Annotated in this window: 21 protein-coding genes; 11 read left to right on the top strand and 10 right to left on the bottom strand. The window is 68.0% G+C overall.

Annotated elements, in window-relative coordinates:
• Nucleotides 1–4: 4 nt before the first annotated feature.
• From ACY5J6_RS09120 to aceB, 3 genes are all read right to left on the bottom strand, one after another.
• On the bottom strand, nucleotides 5–1,048 hold the full coding sequence (locus ACY5J6_RS09120) for an FAD-binding protein (protein WP_462844650.1): 1,044 nt from the start codon (nucleotides 1,046–1,048) through the stop codon (nucleotides 5–7).
• A complete protein-coding gene (locus ACY5J6_RS09115; protein ID WP_462844649.1) occupies nucleotides 1,035–2,417 on the bottom strand; it encodes an FAD-linked oxidase C-terminal domain-containing protein in 1,383 nt (460 codons plus the stop codon). The genes ACY5J6_RS09120 and ACY5J6_RS09115 overlap by 14 nt, the downstream gene beginning before the upstream one ends.
• Nucleotides 2,418–2,478: 61 nt before the next feature.
• Nucleotides 2,479–4,041: a malate synthase A gene (gene aceB, locus ACY5J6_RS09110; protein WP_462844648.1), complete on the bottom strand. Its 1,563-nt coding sequence runs from the start codon at nucleotides 4,039–4,041 to the stop codon at nucleotides 2,479–2,481.
• A 98-nt stretch (nucleotides 4,042–4,139) separates the two neighbouring features.
• Here aceB and ACY5J6_RS09105 point away from each other — a divergent pair, with 98 nt between their 5' ends.
• Genes ACY5J6_RS09105 through ACY5J6_RS09095 form a run of 3 tightly spaced genes read left to right on the top strand, consistent with a single transcriptional unit; the run spans nucleotide 4,140 to nucleotide 6,966 of the window.
• Nucleotides 4,140–4,898, top strand: a complete 759-nt coding sequence (locus ACY5J6_RS09105; protein ID WP_462844647.1) for an IclR family transcriptional regulator — start codon at nucleotides 4,140–4,142, stop codon at nucleotides 4,896–4,898.
• A gap of 41 nt (nucleotides 4,899–4,939) precedes the next feature.
• Nucleotides 4,940–5,638, top strand: a complete 699-nt coding sequence (hspR, locus tag ACY5J6_RS09100) for a heat shock protein transcriptional repressor HspR, fused homodimer type (protein WP_462844646.1) — start codon at nucleotides 4,940–4,942, stop codon at nucleotides 5,636–5,638.
• The gene (locus ACY5J6_RS09095; protein WP_462844645.1) at nucleotides 5,635–6,966 is read left to right on the top strand and encodes a dipeptidase; all 1,332 of its coding nucleotides are present in this window, start codon (nucleotides 5,635–5,637) and stop codon (nucleotides 6,964–6,966) included. The genes hspR and ACY5J6_RS09095 overlap by 4 nt, the downstream gene beginning before the upstream one ends.
• Here the strand turns inward: ACY5J6_RS09095 and ACY5J6_RS09090 are convergent.
• Nucleotides 6,938–7,666: a 2-phosphosulfolactate phosphatase gene (locus ACY5J6_RS09090; protein WP_462844644.1), complete on the bottom strand. Its 729-nt coding sequence runs from the start codon at nucleotides 7,664–7,666 to the stop codon at nucleotides 6,938–6,940. The two genes, ACY5J6_RS09095 and ACY5J6_RS09090, sit on opposite strands and share 29 nt — an antisense overlap.
• A 9-nt stretch (nucleotides 7,667–7,675) precedes the next feature.
• The gene (locus tag ACY5J6_RS09085; RefSeq protein ID WP_054638038.1) at nucleotides 7,676–8,326 is read right to left on the bottom strand and encodes a cyclic nucleotide-binding domain-containing protein; all 651 of its coding nucleotides are present in this window, start codon (nucleotides 8,324–8,326) and stop codon (nucleotides 7,676–7,678) included.
• A gap of 48 nt (nucleotides 8,327–8,374) precedes the next feature.
• Here ACY5J6_RS09085 and ACY5J6_RS09080 point away from each other — a divergent pair, with 48 nt between their 5' ends.
• The 6 genes from ACY5J6_RS09080 (at nucleotide 8,375) to ACY5J6_RS09055 (ending at nucleotide 13,196) form a co-directional block, all read left to right on the top strand.
• Nucleotides 8,375–9,013, top strand: coding sequence for an ABC transporter ATP-binding protein (locus ACY5J6_RS09080; RefSeq protein ID WP_462844643.1), 639 nt, complete (start codon nucleotides 8,375–8,377; stop codon nucleotides 9,011–9,013).
• 5 nt (nucleotides 9,014–9,018) lie between these two features.
• The gene (locus tag ACY5J6_RS09075; RefSeq protein WP_462844642.1) at nucleotides 9,019–9,726 is read left to right on the top strand and encodes a phosphorylase family protein; all 708 of its coding nucleotides are present in this window, start codon (nucleotides 9,019–9,021) and stop codon (nucleotides 9,724–9,726) included.
• A 1-nt stretch (nucleotide 9,727) separates the two neighbouring features.
• Nucleotides 9,728–10,537, top strand: a complete 810-nt coding sequence (locus ACY5J6_RS09070; RefSeq protein ID WP_462844641.1) for an enoyl-CoA hydratase/isomerase family protein — start codon at nucleotides 9,728–9,730, stop codon at nucleotides 10,535–10,537.
• The gene (locus tag ACY5J6_RS09065) at nucleotides 10,534–11,427 is read left to right on the top strand and encodes an ABC transporter ATP-binding protein (protein ID WP_462844640.1); all 894 of its coding nucleotides are present in this window, start codon (nucleotides 10,534–10,536) and stop codon (nucleotides 11,425–11,427) included. Before ACY5J6_RS09070 ends, ACY5J6_RS09065 begins: the two co-directional genes overlap by 4 nt.
• Complete coding sequence (locus ACY5J6_RS09060; protein ID WP_462844639.1) at nucleotides 11,420–12,229, top strand: ABC transporter permease; 810 nt, start codon at nucleotides 11,420–11,422, stop codon at nucleotides 12,227–12,229. The genes ACY5J6_RS09065 and ACY5J6_RS09060 overlap by 8 nt, the downstream gene beginning before the upstream one ends.
• Before the next feature lie 91 nt (nucleotides 12,230–12,320).
• Nucleotides 12,321–13,196, top strand: a complete 876-nt coding sequence (locus tag ACY5J6_RS09055) for a phosphohydrolase (RefSeq protein ID WP_462844638.1) — start codon at nucleotides 12,321–12,323, stop codon at nucleotides 13,194–13,196.
• Between the two features lie 68 nt (nucleotides 13,197–13,264).
• Here ACY5J6_RS09055 and ACY5J6_RS09050 read toward each other — a convergent pair whose 3' ends face one another.
• The 5 genes from ACY5J6_RS09050 to ACY5J6_RS09030 form a co-directional block, all read right to left on the bottom strand.
• Entirely contained in the window at nucleotides 13,265–13,702 is a 438-nt protein-coding gene (locus tag ACY5J6_RS09050) for a DUF2267 domain-containing protein (RefSeq protein WP_462844637.1), read from the bottom strand.
• A gap of 79 nt (nucleotides 13,703–13,781) precedes the next feature.
• The gene (locus ACY5J6_RS09045) at nucleotides 13,782–13,988 is read right to left on the bottom strand and encodes a dodecin (protein WP_462844636.1); all 207 of its coding nucleotides are present in this window, start codon (nucleotides 13,986–13,988) and stop codon (nucleotides 13,782–13,784) included.
• A gap of 9 nt (nucleotides 13,989–13,997) precedes the next feature.
• Complete coding sequence (locus ACY5J6_RS09040) at nucleotides 13,998–15,644, bottom strand: long-chain-fatty-acid--CoA ligase (RefSeq protein WP_462844635.1); 1,647 nt, start codon at nucleotides 15,642–15,644, stop codon at nucleotides 13,998–14,000.
• A gap of 66 nt (nucleotides 15,645–15,710) precedes the next feature.
• Entirely contained in the window at nucleotides 15,711–16,664 is a 954-nt protein-coding gene (locus ACY5J6_RS09035) for an MBL fold metallo-hydrolase (RefSeq protein WP_462844634.1), read from the bottom strand.
• Nucleotides 16,661–17,557 carry a phosphohexomutase domain-containing protein gene (locus tag ACY5J6_RS09030; RefSeq protein WP_462844633.1) on the bottom strand — a complete coding sequence of 299 codons (897 nt, stop codon included), beginning with the start codon at nucleotides 17,555–17,557 and terminating at the stop codon, nucleotides 16,661–16,663. The genes ACY5J6_RS09035 and ACY5J6_RS09030 overlap by 4 nt, the downstream gene beginning before the upstream one ends.
• 34 nt (nucleotides 17,558–17,591) lie before the next feature.
• On the opposite strand from ACY5J6_RS09030, the gene ACY5J6_RS09025 reads away from it, so the two are divergent.
• Both ACY5J6_RS09025 and ACY5J6_RS09020 read left to right on the top strand, forming a co-directional pair.
• Entirely contained in the window at nucleotides 17,592–19,670 is a 2,079-nt protein-coding gene (locus tag ACY5J6_RS09025) for an ATP-dependent helicase (protein ID WP_462844632.1), read from the top strand.
• 9 nt (nucleotides 19,671–19,679) lie between these two features.
• Nucleotides 19,680–20,399 (top strand): hypothetical protein, encoded by a 720-nt coding sequence (locus ACY5J6_RS09020; RefSeq protein WP_462844631.1) that lies wholly within the window; start codon nucleotides 19,680–19,682, stop codon nucleotides 20,397–20,399.
• Nucleotides 20,400–20,414 lie beyond the last annotated feature (15 nt).

Here is a 20,414-nt window from a genome sequence, read left to right as displayed (position 1 = left end):
GCTCTCACCCTAAGGGAAAGCGGCCTTTGGGGTCCAGGGCCTTCTTGACCCCGGCGAAGAAGGCCCCTTGGGGCTCGGGGAAGAGGGGCGTTTCCGCCCCCCTTAGCACCAGGTGGGGAAGCCCCTCCTCCCTTAGCGCCTTTAGGCCCTCCTCCGCCGTTCCGGCGTAGAGCACCTCCCCGCCGTCCAGGTAGCGCCTCGGGCCCAAGGGGAGGGCCTCGAGGCGGGGGATGAGGTGGGGCTTGGCGGGGACCTTGACCCAGATGGGGCTTCCCTCCAAAAAGCTAAGGTCCCGCACCGCCTGCCAGTGGGCCTCGTCCTCCGCCAGGACCTCCCCCTCCCCGAGGAGGTCTTGGAGGCGGTTGAGGCGGGCCTCCACGCTCCTTTCAAATCCCCCGAGGCGAAGCTCCAAGGTGGCGGGGGGGACGAGGTCCAGGGCGAGGAGGTCTAAGGGAAGAAGCCTAAGCCTTTCTAAGTCGGCGAGGGCCTCCTTCAGGCCTTCCCGCCGCACCCTGAGGGTGCGCGTGGTCCGGGGCCTGGGGAAGACCTTGAAGGAAAGCTCCACCATGACCCCGAAGGCCCCCAAGGAGCCCACCATGAGGCGGTGGAAGGGGAAGCCCGCGGCGTTCTTCACCACCTTGCCCCCGCCCCGCACCGCCCTCCCCTCCCCGTCCACGAACCGGACCCCCAGGAGGAAGTCCCTCAGGCCCCCATAGCGGTGGCGCAGGGGGCCGGATAGCCCCGCGGCCACCGTCCCTCCCAGGGTGGCCCCCTTCCCCGCGAGGGGCGGGTCAAAGGGCAGGTACTGGCCGTGGGCCCTTAGGGCCTCCTCCACCTCGGCGATGGGCGTGCCTGCCCAGGCGGTGAAGACGAACTCCTCGGGCTCGTACGCCAAAAGGCCCCGGAGGCGGGAGAGGTCCAAAAGGACCTCCCCCTCCCTTGGGGTGGAGAGGGCGGGCTTCGTCCCCCCGCCCCAGACCCGGAGCCGGGGGTAGGCCCGCACCGCTTCCTGTACTTCTTCCAGACTTTCCGGCCTAAGCACCGACACCGACCCCCTCCGGCAGCACCTTGCCCCGGTTGGCGAGGCCCTGGGGGTCCAGGGCCCGCTTCACCCCTTCCATGGCCAAGAGGTCCTCCGGGGCGAACATCTCCGGCATGTAGGCCTTCTTCTCCACCCCGATGCCGTGCTCCCCCGTGAGGGAACCTCCCAGGCGCACGCAAAGCCTCAGGATCTCCCCGGCCAGGGCCTCGGCCCTTTCCAGCTCCCCGGGCTTCTTCCCGTCGTAGAGGACCAGGGGGTGGAGGTTCCCGTCCCCGGCGTGGAAGACGTTGGCCACCCTCAGGCCGTACTCCCGGGAGAGGCGCTGGATCTCCCGCAAGGCCTCCCCGAGGCGGGAGCGGGGCACCACCCCGTCTTGGACCAGGTAGTCGGGGGAAAGCCTCCCCACGGCGCTGAAGGCGGCCTTGCGGCCTTTCCAGATGGCCTGGCGCTCGGCCTCGTCCCGCGCCACCCTGAGCTCCAGGGCCCCGCTTTCCTCCAGGACCCGGTGGAGCACCTCCGCCTCGGCGGCCACCTCCTCTTTGGGGCCCTCCAGCTCCACGATGAGGAGGCCCTCCACCAGGGGGTAGCCCGCCTTCACCGCCTTCTCGGCGGCCTCTATGCTCAGGCGGTCCATGATCTCCATGGCCCCCGGAAGGAGCCCCGCCCGGATAACGCGGCTTACCGCCTCCCCGGCCGCCTCGAGGCTCGGGTAGGCGGCGAGGACGGTGTGGTAAGCCTCGGGCCTGGGGAGAAGCCTTAGGGTGATCTCCACCGCCACCCCCAAAAGCCCCTCCGTCCCCACGAAGAAGCCGTGGAGGTCCGGGCCCACGCCCTCAAGGCTTTCCCCCCCTAAGCGCACCACCTCCCCCGTGGGGGTGACGACCTCGAGGCCCAGCACGTGGTTCGCCGTCATCCCGTACTTCAGGCAGTGGGCCCCCCCGGAGTTGAAGGCCACGTTGCCCCCGATGGTGGAGACGGGCTGGCTGGAGGGGTCCGGGGCGTAGTAGAGGCCATGGGGAGCGGCCTGGCGGGAGACCTCGAGGTTCACCACCCCAGGCTCCACCACGGCGATCCGGGCCTTGGGGTCCAGCCTGAGGATGCGGTTCATCCGGTTCAGGGCGATCACCACCCCGCCCTCCACGGGGAGGGAGCCCCCGGAGAGGCTCGTGCCGCTTCCCCGGGCCACGAAGGGGACGCCGTATCGGTGGCAGAGGCGCACCGCCCCGATGACCTCCTCCTTCCTCTCCGGTAGGACCACGGCGAGGGGGCGCTTGCGGTAGGCGGTGAGGGCGTCGGACTCGTAGGGGGCGAGCTCCGCCTCCCGGGTGAGGACCCTTCCGGGTAAAAGGGCCTTGAGTTCCTCCAAGAAGCCCACCCTGGACCTCCCTTCCCCTCCACTTTAGGGCAAAAGGGGGGCTTCCCCCCTTTTGGGGTACTCAGTCAATGTAGTCGTAGGCCACCAGGGTCAGGAATTCCACGAACTCCTCCGAGAGGACGAGCTTGTCCAGGATCTCCTCGGCTTCCCGGTAGCGCTCCTTCTCCCGGCCGCCGAGCTTGGCGAGCTCCTCCTCCTTGACCTTCTGGTAAAGCTCCGGGGTGACGGGGCGGCCGTCCTCCAAGGTGGCCTCCCGGTGCACCCACTGCCAGAGCTGGGCCCGGCTGATCTCGGCGGTGGCGGCGTCCTCCATGAGGTTGAAGATGGCGGCGGCCCCGTTGCCAAGAAGCCACTGGTTCAGGTACTGGAGGGCCACGGAGATGTTGTTGCGAAGCCCCGCCTCCGTCACCTTTCCCCCGGGGACCTGGAAGTCCAGGAGGTCCGCCGCGGTCACGTGGACGTCCTCCCGCTTCACGTGCTTCTGGTGGGGCCTATCCCCCAGGTAGCGGTCAAAGACCTCCATGGCCACGGGCACCAGGTCGGGGTGGGCCACCCAGGTGCCGTCAAAGCCCTGGGAGGCCTCCCGTTCCTTGTCCGCCCGGACTTGCTGGAAGGCCCTTTCGTTCACCTCCGGGTCCTTGCGGCTTGGGATGAAGGCGGCCATGCCCCCGATGGCGTGGGCCTCGTGGATGTGGCAGGACTTCACCAGAAGCTCGGTGTAGGCCTTCATGAAGGGCACGGTCATGGTCACCTGGGCCCGGTCGGGGAAGATGGGGGCGGTGGTGGCGAACTTCTTGATGCAGCTGAAGATGTAGTCCCAGCGCCCCGCGTTGAGCCCGGCGGCGTGCTCCTTGAGCTCGTAGAGGATCTCCTCCATCTCAAAGGCCGCCAGGATGGTCTCAATGAGGACCGTGGCCCGGATGGTGCCCCGGGGGATCTTCAGGTAGTCCTGGGCGAAGTTGAAGACCTCGTTCCAGAGGCGGGCCTCGAGGTGGCTTTCCATCTTGGGCAGGTAGAAGTAGGGCCCGCTTCCCCGCCTTAAGAGCTCGTGGGCGTTGTGGAAGAAGTAGAGCCCGAAGTCAAAGAGGCTCGCCGAGATGGGCTCCCCGTCCACGTGGACGTGCTTTTCCACGAGGTGCCAGCCCCTTGGGCGCACCACCAAGGTGGCCGTCTTCTCCTTGAGCTTGTACTCCTTGCCCTCGGGGGAGACGAAATCTATCTGGCGGCGCACGGCGTCCATGAGGTTCTTCTGGCCCCGGATGACGTTGTCCCAGGTGGGGGAGAGGGCGTCCTCAAAGTCCGCCATGAAGACCTTGGCCCCCGAGTTCAGGGCGTTCACGATCATCTTCCGGTCCACGGGGCCCGTGATCTCCACCCGGCGGTCCAGGAGGTCCTCGGGGGCCTCGGCCACCCTCCAGTCCCCGCCCCGGACGAAGGCGGTCTCCTGGAGAAAGTCCGGCTTCTCCCCGGCCTTGTACCGCTCCCAAAGCTCCCTGCGCCGCTCCAGGAGGGCCTTGCGCACCGGGTTGAACTCCCGGTGCAGGGCCACCACGAACCTCAGGGCCTCCTCCGTCAGGACCTCCTTCAGGAGGGGGTGGTCTTTGCGGATCTCCACGCCCTTCATGGTGGTCCGAGCTTACGGGAGGTGGGACAGGATTGTCAAGACGCAAAAAGATTTTTTGCATCTTGAAAAACAGGGCCGCCCCCGTTACCCTAAGCGGCATGGCGCGTCCTCGGGAGAAGCCGCCCCAGGCGGTGAAGACCCTGGAAAGGGGGCTTCGGGTCCTCGAGGCCCTGGCCCAGGCGGGGGAGAGCCCCTTGGGCCCCTTGGCCGAGCGGGTGGGCCTCGCCAAGAGCACCCTCTACCGCCTCCTCCGGGCCCTGGCCCAGGCGGGCTTCGTGGAGGAGGAGGGCGGGGTCTACCGGGTGGGGCCCAAGGCCTTCGCCGTGGGCCAGGCCTACCCCAAGCGGAGCCTCCTCAGGGCGGTCCGCCCCGAGATGGAGGCCTTGGCCAAGGAGACGGGGGAGAGCGTAAACCTGGCGGCGCCCCTGGGGCGGGAGGCGTTGTACCTGGACCAGGTGGAGGGGACGAAGCTCGTCCGCCTCTTCACCGCCCCCGGCTCCCGGGCCCCCCTCCACGCCACGGGGGTGGGCAAGGTCTTCCTGGCCTATCTGGGGGTGCCCGAGGGGCTTAGCCTCACGCCCTACACCCCCCACACCCTCACCCGGCTTCCCGACCTCCTTCGGGAGCTTGAGGCGGTGCGCGGGCGGGGCTACGCCCTGGACAACGAGGAGAAGGAGCTCGGGGTGCGGTGCGTGGCCGCTCCGGTCTTCGGGCCTTCGGGGGAGGTGGTGGCCGCCCTCTCCCTCTCCGCCCCCGCAAGCCGCCTCTCCCTGGAAGAGGCCCACCGCCTCGCCCCCCGGGTGGTGGAGGCGGCCCGGAGAGCTTCCCTGCGCTTAGGCTTTACAGGACCTGTATAATGAAAAGGGTGAGGACGCCTTAGCGGGAGGAGCTGAAGGCCATGGACAAGGACCGTCCCGTGTACGTGATCAGCGTGGCGGCGGAGCTGGTGGAGATGCACCCGCAGACCCTTCGGCTTTACGAGCGGAAGGGTCTCATCAAGCCGAAGCGGTCTTCTGGGAAGACGCGGCTTTATTCCGAGCGGGACATTGAGAGGCTGCGGGAGATCCGGCGCCTGACGCAGGAGCTGGGGGTGAACCTGGCGGGGGTGGAGGAGATCATGCGGCTTCGGGCGGAGCTCGAGGCCCTGCAAGCCCGCTTTGAAGAGGAGGTGGAGCGCCTCAAGCGGGAGATCGGCCACCGCTTCCAGGAGCTGGAGCGGAAGGCCCTCCCCCCCCCTGGGGAGGTGGCCAAGCCCTCCCCCAAGGACCGTCCCGTGTACGTGATCAGCGTGGCGGCGGAGCTGGTGGAGATGCACCCGCAGACCCTTCGGCTTTACGAGCGGAAGGGTCTCATCAAGCCGAAGCGGTCTTCTGGGAAGACGCGGCTTTATTCCGAGCGGGACATTGAGAGGCTGCGGGAGATCCGGCGCCTGACGCAGGAGCTGGGGGTGAACCTGGCGGGGGTGGAGGAGATCATGCGGCTTCGGGCGGAGCTCGAGGCCCTCCAAGCCCGCTTTGAGGCCGAGGTGGCCCGCCTCAGGCTCCTTCTCCTGGAGGAGAGCAAGGGCCTAGCCCCAGGGAGTAGTATGGGCGCGTGAACGCCCTAGCGCCCCTTCTGGAGTTCCTTTCCATCCCTTCGGTCTCCACCGATCCCGCCCGCAAGGAAGACGTCCTCCGGGCGGCCCTTTGGCTTCGGGAAAAGCTTAAGGCCTTGGGGTTTCGCACCGAGCTCGTGGAGACCCCCCTCCACCCCATCCTCTACGCCGAGCGCCTCGTGGACGAGAAGGCTCCCACGGTCCTGGTCTACGGCCACTACGACGTCCAGCCCCCGGACCCCCTAGAGCTTTGGGAGACGCCACCCTTCTCCCCGGTGGTGAAGGAGGGTCGGGTCTACGCCCGGGGGGCCTCCGACGACAAGGGCCAGCTCTTCGCCCACCTCCTGGCGGCGGAGGGGGCTCCCGTCAACCTGAAGTTTCTGGTGGAGGGGGAGGAGGAGATCGGAAGCCCCCACCTCGCCCCCTTCGTGCGGGCGAACCGGGAGAAGCTCCGGGCGGACGTGGTGGTGGTCTCCGACGGGGCCATGTTCGCTCCCCAAACCCCCACCCTCACCTACGGCCTCCGGGGGCTTTGCTACCTGGAGGTGCGGCTCAGGGGGGCCAGGCGGGACCTCCACTCGGGGGCCTTCGGGGGCGTGGCCCCGAACCCCATCCAGGCCCTGGGGTGGCTCCTCGCCCGGCTGAAGGACGAAAAAACCGGTAGGGTCCTGATCCCCGGCTTCTACGAGAAGGTGCGCCCCCTCCCCCAGGAGGAAAAGGCCCTCTGGCCCTCCCTGGACGAGGAGGCCCTGAAGCGGGAGCTTGGGGTGGAGGTCCTTCCGGGGGAAGAAGGCTATTCCCCCCTGGAACGCCTCTGGGCCCGGCCCACCCTGGACCCGAACGGGGTGTGGGGGGGCTACCAAGGGGAGGGGTCCAAGACCGTGATCCCCGCCGAGGCCGGGATGAAGCTCTCCATGCGCCTGGTGCCGGACCAGGACCCGGAGGAGGTGGCGGACCTGGCCGAGGCCTACCTGAAGGCGGTCTGCCCCCCCGGCTACACCCTGGAGGTCCTTAGGCTCCACGGGGGAAGGCCCGTCCTCACCGACCCCTTTAGCCCCCCCATGCGCCTCATGGCCAGGGCCTTGGAGGAGGTCTGGGGGCGGCCCCCCGTCTACGCCCGGGAAGGGGGGACCATCCCCGTGGTGGCCGAGCTCCAGGAGACCCTGGGGGCGCCCATCGTCCTCTTGGGGTTGGGCCTTCCCGACGACAACCTCCACGCCCCCAACGAGAAGCTGGACCTGGTCAACCTGGAAAAGGGCGTGGCCGCCATCCGGCGCTTCCACGGGCTTCTGGCGGAGGAGCTTAGCCCTGGCCCGGCAGGCTTCCCTTGAAGATGAGGGCCTCCCCCACCCGCCCCGAGAGGAGGGGAACCAGGGGGCTTTTGGCCACCTGGGCCGAGAAGGGGACGTCGGCCTCGAGGCCCACCCCCCTTAGGGCCTGGGCGGCGGCGGAAAGACTTAAGGCCTCCAAGGGGTCCTGGTAGGCCCGCTTGAGGGCCAAGGCGATGCGGGCCCCGTCCTCGGGCTCCATCTCCCCCAGGAGCCCCAGGTACTCCGCCAGGACCCCGGCGGTGTAGAGATCGTCCAACCCTACCCGGCCCTCCTTCCCGGCGCAGAGGATGGCCACCTCCTCCGTGGCCAGCTCCAAGGCTTTGCGGGCGGCGGCGTGGGCGTTGTAGAGGGAGGCCAAGAGGACGTGCTTGGCGGTTTTGGCGGCGGCGTGGGCGGCCTTGGTGCCGTTGGTGGTGCTCATCACCACGATCTTGCCCCCCACCGGGGCCTCCAGGGCCTCCCTGGGGGAGTTCCCCAGGTCAAAGCCGGGGGGCTTGAGCCCCAAGGCCTCCCCCGCCAGGAGGACGTCGGCGTCCTTGAAAGCCCTGGCGGCCTCGAGGCCCGCCACCCAGTAAAGGGCCTCGGCCCCGGCCTCCAGGAGGGCCACCGCCGTGGTGGTGGAGCGGATCACGTCCACCACCAGGACCACATCGGGGTACACCAGCTCTTCCGTGGGTAAAGGGTCCACCCGTAGGCGCATGCTTCCTCCCTACACCAGGCCAAAGGCCAGCTCTTCCAATAGTCCCGGGCTCACCACCTCCACCACCCCGGGGGCCAGACGCACCACCCCCTGGTCCCGGAAGGCGTGCAGGACCCGGGTGACCGTCTCCCGGCTGGCCCCCGCCAGGTGGGCCAGGTCCTGGTGACGCAGGCGGAGCTCCGGCCCGTACCCCTGGCGCAGGAGCTTCAAAAGGGCGTAGGCCACCCGGCTTTCCGCCTCCTCAAAGGCCAACAGGTCCAACTCCAGATCCGCTTCCCGCAGGCGGTGGGCCAGCAGGCGGGCCAGGTTGTGGGCGAAGAGGGGCAGGCGGCGGAGGAGGCCCAGGTAGGCCTCCCTGTAAAGGACCAAGAGGGTGGCCTCCTCCTCCACCACGGCGCTGGCGCTCCGCTCGCCCCCGTCCAGGAGGCTCATCTCCCCGAAGACCCCCCCGGGCCCCACCACGCCCAGGGTCTTTTCCTGCCCCCCTAGGTGGGTGCGGTAGAGCCGCACCCGCCCCTTCTCCACCAGGTACAGGCTCTGGCCCAGGTCCCCCTGGTGGAAGAGGACCTTTCCCCTGGGGTGGGCCAGGCGGACGAAGTAGCTTAAGGCCAGGTCCACCTCCTCCGGGCCGAGGTCCTGGAAAAGGGGGCTCGAGGTCATCGGCCCCACTCTAACCGAAGCTTCATCCTTTGCCTAGAGGATGAGGAGGTGCGCCCGGTGCTGGAGGTGCGGGAGTTGGGCTTTGCTTATGGGAATGGGGTCCTCTTCCGAGGGGTGTCCTTCGCCTTGGCTAGGGGGGAAGCCCTGGCCGTGCTCGGGCCCTCGGGGAGCGGCAAGACCACCCTGCTTCACCTCCTGGCCGGCCTCCTCCCCCTGCAGGAAGGGGAGGTCTTCTGGGAAGGGGAGGCCATCCGGGACCTTAGCGAGGCCCGCTTGGCTCCCAGGCGGCTTCGCTTCCTGGGCCTCGTTTTCCAGCACCACTTCCTCTTCCCCGAGCTCACGGCCCTGGAAAACGTCCTGGCCCCGGGCTACCTCGCGGGCCGCGTGGACAAGGCCTGGGCCCTTTCCCTTTTGGCCAGGCTTGGGCTTAAGGAGCGGGCCCACTTCCTTCCCCAAAGGCTTTCCGGGGGGGAGAGGCAACGGGTGGCCGTGGCCCGGGCCCTCTACTTGAGGCCCCGGCTCCTCCTGGCCGACGAGCCCACGGCGAGCCTGGACCGCCGCCAGGCCCGGGAGGTCCTTGGGCTCATGCGGGGGCTCGCCTCGGAAGTGGGGGCGGCCCTGGTCCTGGCCACCCACGACGAGGCTCTGGTGGAGGGCCTTCCGGCCCTGCGCCTGGTGTATCCTTAGACGGTATGAGCCCCATCCACCTGCGGGGGCAGAAGGGACAGGTAGCCGAGCGGGTCCTTCTCCCGGGGGACCCGGGCCGGGCGGAGTGGATCGCCAAGACCTTCTTGGAAGACCCGGTTCTCTACACCTCCCACCGGGGATTGCTGGGCTTCACCGGGCGCTACAGGGGGAGGCCCGTTTCCGTGCAGACCACGGGGATGGGGGCCCCTTCCGCCAGCATCGTGGCCGAGGAGCTGGTGGAGCTCGGGGCGAGGGTCCTCCTTAGGGTGGGCACCTGTGGGGCGGTGGACGCCGGTCTGGTCCCCGGGGATCTGGTCATCGCCCAGGGGGCGGTGCCCTTGGACGGGGCCACCCGCCAGTACCTGGAAGGCCGCCCCTACGCCCCCGTGCCCGATCCTTCCCTCTTCCGGGCTCTGTGGGAGAGGGCGGAGGCCCTAGGGTATCCGCACCACGTGGGCCTCGTGGCCACGGAGGACGCCTTCTACGCCACCACCCCCGAGGCCGCCCGATCCTGGGCCCGGTACGGGGTATTGGCCTTTGAGATGGAGGCCAGCGCCCTCTTCCTCTTGGGGAGGATGCGGGGGGTGCGGGCAGGGGCCATCCTCACCGTTTCCAACCGCATCGGCGACCCGGAGCTCGCTCCTTTGGAGGTCCTCCAAGAGGGGGTGCGGCGGATGGTGGAGGTGGCCCTCGAAGCCCTTCTGGAGGTTTAGTATGGCGCACGAGCACGAGTTCATCCTGGAGATCCCCGAGTTCCAGTACCTCTCCTACGAGGTGGAGGAGGGCGTGGCCCTGGTCACCCTAAGGCGGCCCGAGGCCCTGAACGCCCTTTCCCAGGACCTTCTCAGGGAGCTGGCCGAGGTGGCGGAGGTTCTTGCCCAGGACCCCGAGGCCCGGGTGGCCATCTTCACCGGGGAGGGGAAGGCCTTCGCCGCCGGGGCGGACCTCAAGGAGATCGCCGCCCTCAAGGACCCCTTCATGGCCCGGGAGTATGCCCTTTTGGGCCAGCAGGTCTTCGCCGAGATCGCCGCCTTACCCATCCCCACCATCGCCGCCATCCACGGCTACGCCCTAGGCGGGGGCTTGGAGCTGGCCTTGGCCTGCGATCTCCGGGTAGCCGCCAAGGAGGCCAAGCTGGGCCTTCCCGAGGTGGGCCTGGGCCTCATCCCCGGCTTCGGCGGCACCCAGCGCCTGCCCCGGCTCATCGGGCGGGGCCGGGCCTTAGACCTGATCTTCACCGGGCGGCACGTGAGCGCCGAGGAAGCCCTCTCCCTGGGTTTGGTGAACCGGGTGGGGGAGGACGCCCTGGAGGAGGCCAAGAAGCTCGCCCAGAAGATCCTGAAAAACGCCCCCGTGGCCCTGGCCCTGGCCAAAGAGAGCGTGGTGCGGGGCGAGGGCCTGGACCTGGCGGAGGCTTTGGAGATAGAGGCCGACCTCTTCGGTTACGCCGCCGCCACGGAGGACATGAAGGAGGGGGTACGGGCTTTTCTGGAGAAGCGCGCCCCTAACTTCAAGGGGGAATGAGGCCGTTGAAGGCCATCCTAACCCAGGACCTTACCAAGTACTACGGGAGGCGGCGGGGTATCCTCGGGCTTTCCCTGGAGGTGGAGCGGGGAGAGATCTTTGGTTTCCTAGGCCCCAACGGGGCGGGGAAGACCACCACCATCCGCCTCCTCCTGGATCTCCTCCGCCCCACTGCGGGGCAGGCTTTCGTGCTGGGCCGGCCCCTGCCTTCGGAAAGCCTCGAGGTGCGGCGCCGGGTGGGCTACCTTCCCGGGGAGCTGGCGTTTTACGAGGAGCTCAGCGGTCTCGCCTTCTTGCGTTACCTGGCGGCCTTGCGGGGAGGTGTGGACTGGGGCCACGTGCGCCTTTTGGCCGAGCGGCTGGAGCTTGACCTCACCCGCCCCATCCGCACCCTATCCAAGGGCAACCGGCAGAAGCTGGGGCTCGTGCAGGCCTTCATGCACCGCCCCGAGCTCCTCATCCTGGACGAGCCTACCTCGGGCCTGGACCCCCTGGCCCAGCGGACGTTCCAGGAGCTCGTGCGCGAGGCCGTTCGGGAGGGGGCCACGGTTTTCCTGTCCTCCCACGTGCTGAGCGAGGCGCAGGCCCTGTGCGACCGGGTGGGGATCGTCCGGGAGGGTAGGCTGGTGGCGGTGGAGGAGGTGGGGAGGCTTCAGGGCCTGCGGCGCGTTCGGGTGCGGTTCGCCGGGCCCGTCCCCGAGGAGGCCTTCTCCGTCCTTCCCGGTTTTCGCGACGTGCGCGTGGAGGGCTCGTGGCTCACGGCCACGGTGCTGGGTTCGCCGGACCCCCTTATCAAGGCCCTGGCCCGGTACGAGGTCCAGGACCTCACCGTGGAGGAGCCGGACCTCGAGGAGTTGGTCCTGGCCTACTACGGGGGCGGCCATGCCTAAGGGGACGATCCTTCGCCAGAGCCTGGCCTTTGCCCGGGGCTCCGTTCTGGGCTACGGGCTTGGCCTAGCCCTCTTGGCCTACGTGGCCGCGCTCTTTTACCCTTCCGTGAAGGAGAGCTTCGGCGATATTCAGGGCCTTTTTGAGAGCGCCCCTAAGGAGCTCCTCAGCCTTTTGGGCATTACCCCGGAGCTGGATCTGACCTCACCGGAGGGTTTCCTGCAGAGCCAGCTCTTCGCGTTCATGGTGCCCTTGATCCTGGCCATCCAGGCCATTTTCCTCGGCGCCCATGCCGTCGCCGGGGAGGAGGAGCGGGGGACCCTGGAGGTTCTTCTGGCCCAGCCGGTGGGCCGGGGACAGGTGGTTTTGGAAAGGTGGGGCGCTCTGGTCCTGGCTTTGCTCCTCACCGGGCTCCTCTTCTTTCTGGGGCTCTTAGTGGGGGTGCTTCAGGTGAAGATGGCCATAGGGGTGGGCCGCCTGGCGGCGGCCACCTTTATGACCGTGTTGCTGGCCCTCTTCTTCGGCACCTTGGCCCTGGGCCTGGGGGCCTTCTTCGGTAGGCGGGCCTGGGCGCTGGCGGGAAGTGCTTTGGTGGCGGTGGTGAGCTACCTGTGGAACGCCCTTACCCCCCTTTCCGCTAGGCTTGCCCCCCTTCAGGACCTCTCTCCTTTCTATTGGGGGGTAGGTTACGATCCCCTCAGGCACGGGATTGCCCTCGGGCACCTGGGGGCGCTCCTCCTCCTCAGCGCCCTCGTTCTCCTGGGGGGCCTCGCTCGCTTCGCGCGGCGGGACCTCCGGGTCTGACCTTCTCCTTGGCCCGCGGAAGCCCCCGGGATTCCCATGCTGGCTGGGTGGTATAAGGGAGCTCCCCTTTGAGGTAAAGTAGGGGTTGCCCATGACGGAAGAGCGCGTGGTCCACGTCGCCAGCCCCAAGGCCAAGCTCTACGCCGAGGCCGACCAGGCCATCCGTGAGCGGCTAAAGCCCTTTCCCAAGGCCCTCAAGGCCTATGAACTCCTGATCCAAGACCCCGAGGCCCGCTCCGGGTGGAACATGGCCAACTACATCACCATGCGCAAGCTGGGCTACAACGACCACGGCCGGGTCCACGCCCTCCTCACGGGAGCGGCAGGGGTGGCCATTCTGGGCCTCCTCGCCGAGGCCGGGGTGCGGCTGGACACCGTGGAGTCCGGGGCAGGGGAGCTGGAGGACGCCTACGTGGTGGTCCTCCTATCCACCATGCTCCACGACCTGGGCAACCAGGTGCACCGCCACCACCACGAGGCCTTCGGCGTGGCCCTGGCCCTGCCCATCCTGAACCGTATCCTGGAGAAGATCTACCCGGATCCCGAGCAGCGCACCGCCCTTCGGGCCCTCATGCTCCACAGCATCTACAGCCACGACCTCGCCCCTGAGCCCCTCACCCTCGAGGCCGGCATCACCGCCGTGGCCGACGGCACCGACATCACCAAGGGCCGGGGGCGCAAGGCCTTCGCCCTGGGGAGCATCGACATCCACTCCATCAGCGCCCTGGCCGTGGACGAGGTGCGCATCCTCAAGGGGGACAAGTACCCGGTGGAGATCCAGGTCCTCATGAACAACTCCGCCGGGATCTTCCAGGTGGAGGAAACCCTCACCAAGAAGGTGCTGAGAAGCCCCCTCCGCCCCTACGTGACCGTGGTGGCCATGACCGACGGGCAAAGCGGCCAGGACCAGCGCATCGTTCACCGCGTGCGTTTGCACGAAAGCGAGGACCGTTTTGTTCTAGACTGATCCCTTTTCTTTCCCGCCCTGTTCCCCCAGGGCCCTTTTGCCGGGGTGGTAGGAGGCGATGGCCAGTATCAAGCCTCAGGCCATAGCTCCCGGATCTCTTTGGGCAGCAGGCCTCGGATGTCCTCCAGCTCCCCTTGGGAGATCTTCAGGGCTAGTACTTGGAACACCGCCCGGGTGGCGGCCTCGGGGTCCAGGGCGGGCCCGGAGGGGGTCTTCAGCTCCCGGGCCACGTGGGCCAGGAACTCCTCCTTGTGCCGCTCCTTAAGGGGCTTGCCCGTGGGGTTCCATCCCTCGTAGTAGAGGCCGCGGATGAGCATGGGTAGCTCGGCCCCCAGCTGGGCCACCTCCTCCACGGTGAGGCGGTCTCTAAGAGCGTGAAGCACGGCCCTCAAGGCCATGTAGGCCCGGTGGCGGTCCTCGGTGCCCAGTTCCTCCATAATCTCCTTGAGCCAGGTGTGGGTCTTGTGGAGGGTCCGGTCAAAGACCTCCAGCCCGGTGGCGCTCATAGGCCTCACCTCCCACCTTCAAGGTAGGGGTGTGAGCCTAGTGTTGTCAAGCCTATTGCTTTTGTTGAGCCAAGTTCGCCTACTCCTCCAAGCGGAACCCCACCTCCAGGACCACCTGGTACTCCTTCACCCCCGCCTCGCCGATGGTGCCCCGGATCTCCTTCACCTCAAACCAGTCCAGGTGGCGCAGGGTCTTCTGCGCCCGCGCCAAGGCGGCCTGGATGGCGGCCTCGAGGCCCTCCTCGCTCGTCCCCACGAGCTCCACCTTCTTGTAAACCTTGCTCATGGGGGTATTTTACCGCTTCGCCGCCGCTTCCTTTTGCAGCTCCCGCCTCAGGATCTTCCCCACCCCGGACTTGGGGAGGCTTTCGCGGAACTCTATGATGCGGGGGACCTTGTAGGCGGCGAGGTTTTCCCGGCAGAAGCGCTCTATGTCCTTTTCCGTGACCTTGCCCCGGTACTCGGGTTTGAGGACGAGGAAGGCGGCCACGGTTTCCCCGCGGTAGGGGTCGGGGACGCCCACCACGGCGGCTTCCTGGACGGCTTGGTGCTGGTAGAGGACTTCTTCTACTTCGCGGGGGTAGATGTTGTAGCCGCCGGCGATGATCATGTCTTTTTTGCGGTCCACGATGTAGAAGTAGCCGTCTTGGTCCATTTGGGCCAGGTCGCCGGTGAAGAGCCAGCCTTCTTTGAGGGCTTTTTGGGTTTCGTCGGGGCGGTTCCAGTAGCCTTTCATGACGTTGGGGCCTTTGACCACCAGTTCGCCCACCTCGCCTGGGGGGAGTTCCTTTCCTTCCTCGTCCACCACCTTGGCCTCCACGCTGGGGAAGGGAAGACCCACGCTCCCCAGCCGCCTCTCCCCGTAGAGGGGGTTGCAGTGGGTCACGGGGCTCGCCTCCGTGAGGCCATAGCCCTCCACCAGCTTGGCCCCGGTGAGTTTCTCAAAGCGCTCGGCCACCTCCAGGGGCAGGGGGGCCGAGCCGGAGATGCAGGCCCGGACGCTTTTCAGGTTGCGCTTTTCGATTCCCGGGAAGTTGTTGAAGGCCACGTAGAGGGTGGGTACTCCCGGGAAAAGGGTCACCCCGTGCTTCTCTATGGCCTCCACGATGGCGTGGATCTCGGGCCTGGGCAGAAGGACCAGCTTAGCCCCCCCCAGCAGGGCCAGGTTCATGGCCACGGTCATGCCGTAGACGTGGAAGAAAGGGATGGCGCCCAGGACCACTTCCTGGCCCTCCCGAAAATCGGGGGTCCAAGCCTTGACCTGAAGGGCGTTGCTGGCGAGGTTCCTGTGGGTGAGCATGGCTCCTTTGGCCATCCCCGTGGTGCCCCCGGTGTACTGCAGGAGGGCCAAGCCGTCCAGATCCAAGGGCACGGGCTTGGGCTTGCCCCTTTGCAGGAAGGACCGCCAGGGGAGGCCTTCCAGCTCTTGGGGCCACTGCCCCTTGCGCTTGAGCGTCAGGGGGTAAAGGAGGTTCTTGGGAAAGGGGAGGTAGTCCTGGATGCCCGTGCGCACCACCAGGGCCACCGGGGCCTCCCCTTTCACCTCCTGGTAGCGGGGAAGGAGCTGGTCCAGGATGACCAGGGCCTTGACGCCGGCGTCTTGGAGCTGGTGCCGTAGCTCCCTCGGGGTGTACATGGGGTTGACGTTCACCCCTACCCCTCCCGCCAGGAGGGTGCCGTAGAAGGCGATGACGAACTGAGGGGAGTTGGGGAGCATGATGGCCACCCGCTCCCCAGGCTCTACCCCTGCGGCTTGCAACCCCTTGGCGAAGGCTTGCACCTGGCGCCAAAGCTCCCGATAGGTGAGACTTCGGCCCAAAAACTCCAAGGCCACCCGGTCGGGAAAGCGGGTGGCGGTCTCCTCCAGGGCCTGGGGCAAAGGCTTGGGCCTGGGGGCCTCCTTGGGGACCCCGGGATCGTAGTGGGCGTACCAGGGCTTCATGCCACCTCCTTGAACCGCGTCAAAGTTTATTCCCCCCTGGGGCGGTCCGCAAGGGGCATCCTCTCCCTAGGCCCGGAAGTAGCGGAAAGGGGGGCCTTCCCGCAGGAGGAGGCCTTCTTGGCGCAGGTACTCCAGGTGGGCCAGGGTCTCCGCGAAGGCGAAGCGGCGGCCCGCCGGGTCCAGCTCCTGGGGGAAGAGCTTAAGGGAGAGGGACCAGGCGTCCTGGGGATGGTCCAGGAGGCCAAGAAGAGCTTGAAGGCGCGCCTCGTGGTGCGTCTTTAGCTCCTCCGCCCGCCTTTTTACCTGGGGGATGGGGCCGAAGTGGCCGGCGTGGGCCACCTGGGCCGGAAGCTCCGCCAGGCGCCTTAGGGAGTAGAAGAAGTCCTTCAGGGGGTTGGCCCGGGTGTAGGCCCAAAGGCCCACATTGGGGGAGACCCGCTCCAAGAGGGCGTCCCCCGCCAGGAGGACCCCTTCTTCCTCTAGGAAAAAGGCCACGTGCCCGTCGGCGTGCCCTGGGGTCCAGAGGACCCAAAGGCGCTTTCCCGAAAGCTCAAGGACCTCCCCGTCCTTCATGGGGATGGGGTTTTGCGGAGGGTGGACCCGCTCCCGGGTTTTGGCCATGGTCTCCCGGATTCCCAAAAGGGCCTCCTCCGGGGTGCCGTGGTCCAGGAAGAGCCGCCAGGAGGCCGCTTCAAAGGCCTCGGGTTCCTGCCAGAAGCGGTGCCCCCGGGGGAGTTCCTCCTCGTGGAGGTAGACCCTGGCCCCCAGGCCCTCGAAAAAGCCTCCCAGGCCGTAGTGGTCCGGGTGGTGGTGGGTGAGGAGCACGGTTTTTACGTCGGCGAAGCAGAGCCCAAGCTCGGCCAAGTAAAGCTCCAAGGTGCCCCGGGCGGTGCGGGTGGCCAAGGCGCTGTCCACCAGGACGACCTCTTCCCTCCCTTTCAGAAGGTAGAGGTTCACCGTCTTCAGCGGGTAGGGGATGGGGACGGGCAGGAGGTACAGGCCGGGAAGGAGCTCTTTCATAGGAGAACCTTGAGGAGGAGCAGGGCCGCCAGGTAGGGGTCCTTCTCCGGGAGGTGCCAGGGGAAGAGAAAGCCCCCTTCCCCGTCCCCTTGGACCTCGAGGCCTTCCAGAACCTCCCGGAGGGCCTCTAGAACCTCCTCCTCGCCCACGGCCTCTCCCCCCACCCGGTAGGCGGCCAGCCGGTCGGCGTCCCCGTCCAGGGCAAAGCCCAGGGCCGGGGGTTCCTGGGCTTTGAGGAGGGCGAGGAGGGTCTTGAGGTTTTCCGGCCTGGGGTCGGGGTCCGCCCCATAGAAGAGAGGGTGGGGAAGGGTGTGGAGTTCCCGGAGCTCGGCCTTCAGCCCCAAGGCCTTGAAGGCTTGCCCCAAGAGCCCCCCGCCAGCTCCCCCCATGGCGTCCAGGTAGACCACCCCGGGGCGCTCCTTGGGCACCTCCCCGGCGCTTTGCAGGAGAAGATCCAGGTACGCCTTCCTGAGGTCCAGGGAAGCGTAGCTTCCCCTGGCCTCCGGAGGGGCTTCGGGCAGGGTGAGGGCTTCGCCGGAAAGGGGCTTCCCCGCCTCCAGGCGGAGCTTGACCCCCTGGAAGCGGGGGGGCTTGCGGCTGGCCGTGAGGTAAAGGCCGGCGGCCTCCCGGGCGTGGAGGGCGTAGCCAAAGAGGGGAAAGGGGGCGGGCCCCTGGAGGAGGTGGGTCTTTAGGCCCATCCCGGAGAGTACCCCTGCGGCCTCCTCGGCCATCTCCCGGGCGAGGAAACGGGCATCGTGGCCCACCACCACCTGGTCTTTGCCCTCCTGGAGGAGCCTTTGGCCAAAGCCCGCGGCGATGCGGGCCACCTCTTGGAAGGTGAAGCCCTTGGCCAGCTCGCCCAAAAAGCCTTCTCGGGTGGGGTGGAGCTCCATGCCTTAGAGTCTACCCCGTGGTACACTCACCCCCGTGGACGAGGCCCTCCTTTCCTCCCTGAACGAGGCCCAGCGCCAGGCGGTCCTCCATTTTGAGGGCCCCGCTTTGGTGGTGGCGGGGGCCGGGAGCGGCAAGACCCGCACCGTGGTCCACCGGGTGGCCTACCTCGTGGCCCGGCGGGGAATCTTTCCCTCGGAGATCCTGGCGGTGACCTTCACCAACAAGGCCGCCGAGGAGATGCGGGAGCGGCTCAAGACCATGGTAAGAGGGGCAGGGGAGGTCTGGGTCTCCACCTTCCACGCCGCCGCCTTGAGGATCCTCCGGGTGTACGGGGAGCGGGTGGGTCTCCGGCCAGGCTTCGTGGTCTACGACGAGGACGACCAGAGCGCCCTCCTCAAGGAGGTCTTCAAGGAGCTGGGCCTCGCCGCCAAGCCCGGGCCCATCAAGAGCCTTCTGGACCGGGCCAAGAACCAAGGAGTGGCCCCGGAAAGCCTCCTCGCGGAGCTTCCCGAGTTTTACGCTGGCCTTTCCCGGGGAAGGCTTTTGGACGTGCTCCTCCGCTACCAGGAAGCCTTAAGGGCCCAGGGGGCCTTGGACTTCGGAGACATCCTCCTTTACGCCTTGAGGCTTCTGGAAGGGGACCCCGAGGTCCTGAAGCGGGTAAGGCAGCGGGCCCGCTTCATCCACGTGGACGAGTACCAGGACACGAACCCCGTGCAGTACCGCTTCACCCGGCTTCTTGCCGGGGAGGAGGCCAACCTCATGGCCGTGGGGGACCCGGACCAGGGCATCTACTCCTTCCGGGCGGCGGACATCAAGAACATCCTGGACTTCACCCGGGACTACCCCCAGGCCAAGGTCTACCGCCTGGAGGAGAACTACCGCTCCACCGAGGCCATTTTGCGCTTCGCCAACGCCGTCATCGCCAAGAACGCCCTCCGCCTGGAGAAGACCCTGCGCCCGGTGAAGGGGGGGGGTGAGCCCGTGCGGCTTTACCGGGCGGAAAGCGCCCGGGAGGAGGCGCGCTTCGTGGCCGAGGAGATCGCCCGTCTGGGGCCTCCTTTTGACCGGGTGGCGGTGCTCTACCGCACCAACGCCCAAAGCCGCCTGCTGGAGCAGGCCCTGGCCTCCCGGGGTCTTCCGGTCCGGGTGGTGGGGGGGGTGGGGTTTTTTGAGCGGGCCGAGGTGAAGGACCTCTTGGCCTACGCCCGCCTGAGCCTTAACCCCCTGGACGCCGTGAGCCTCAAACGGGTCCTGAACACGCCTCCCCGGGGTATCGGCCCCGCCACGGTGGCCAAGGTGGAGGCCCTGGCTCGGGAGAGGGGCCTGGCCCTCCTGGAGGCCTTGCGGGAAGGGGCTTCCCTCCTTCCCCGGCCCGAGCCCCTCCGGCACTTCCTGGCCCTTTTGGAGGAGCTAAAGGACCTGGCCATGGACTCGGCCGAGGCCTTTTTCCGCCACCTCCTGGAGGCCACCGACTACCCCGCCTACCTCAAGGAGGCCTACCCCGAGGACGCCGAGGACCGCCTGGAGAACGTGGAGGAGCTTCTTCGGGCCGCCAGGGAAGCGGAGAGCCTCCCGGACTTCCTGGACAAGGTGGCCCTCACCGCCCGGGCCGAGGAGCCGGGGGAGGCCCAGGGGAAGGTTTCCCTCATGACCCTGCACAACGCCAAGGGGCTGGAGTTCCCCGTGGTCTTCCTGGTGGGGGTGGAGGAGGGGCTTCTGCCCCACCGCAACGCGGTGAACACCCTGGAAGGCCTGGAGGAGGAGCGCCGCCTTTTCTACGTGGGGGTAACCCGGGCCCAGGAGCGGCTTTACCTTTCCTACGCCGAAGAGCGGGAGGTCTACGGCCGCCTCGAGGCCACCCGGCCAAGCCGCTTCCTGGAGGAGGTGGAGGAAGGTCTCTACGAGCTCTACGACCCCTACCGCCAAAAACCCGCCCCTCCCCCCCACCGGGCCCCATCGGGGGCCTTCAAGGGGGGGGAGAGGGTGGTCCACCCGCGCTTCGGCCCGGGAACGGTGGTGGCGGCGGCGGGGGACGAGGTCACGGTGCACTTTGAGGGGGTGGGCCTGAAACGCCTCTCCCTCAGGTACGCCGACCTGCGCCCGGCCTAGGAGGGAAAGGTGGCCTGGCCCCCTTACTCCAAGGCGAGGCCCCTGGCGGTGGCCCATAGGGGTTCCTCACCCCTCTTCCACCGCCTGGTGGCCGAGGTGGCCGCCCTGCGCCTTCCCCTTTTCCCCTACCCCCTAGAGGTGCCTCCCGGGGAGGATCCCTTCGGGGCGCTTTCCTGTCTGGTCCCCTTGGACTTCGCCGGGATGGCCTTGGAAGAGGCCCAGCCCCCGCCCAAGGGGGTGCGCCTCGAGGCCGAGGCGGAGGCGGGCGGCCTGGTGGACCTGGTGGTGCCCGCCCTCTCGGAGCTTTACGGCCACTACACCGAGGGGCTGGCCCTGGAGCGCCTCCTTTCCGCCCACTTTCCCGGGGCCAGGGCCCTTTGGCTTGGCCCCTTGCGCCCTTCCCTGGTTCCCTTCCTGCGGGCTTTGGGCCAGGTCTCGGTGGTGGCGCCAAGCTTCGTCGAGGGGGAGGGTTTCCTGGTCCATTTGCCGCCAAGGGCCCGGGGGCACGTGGCCTTGCGGCGGGAGGAGGGGGCCGCCCTGGCCCTCAAGGCCGACCTCCTCCTCTACGCCGGGGGCAGGTTTCCTTTGGACTGGATCCAACCCTTTCACGCCGTCCTCGCCCTCGCCCCCCTGGAAGGGGGCGTGGCCGAGCGGGCGCACCAGGTTTACGGCCCCGAGGAGGTTTTGGGCTTCCGGGTGCGGGCCCTCCTCGAGGCCCTGGGGTATTAAGTACCCCGCCGCAGC

It is taken from the genome of Thermus sp. H19.2, from assembly GCF_054979525.1.
Note: the sequence above shows the minus strand (reverse complement) of the source record. Positions and strands in the feature narration are given on the sequence as shown.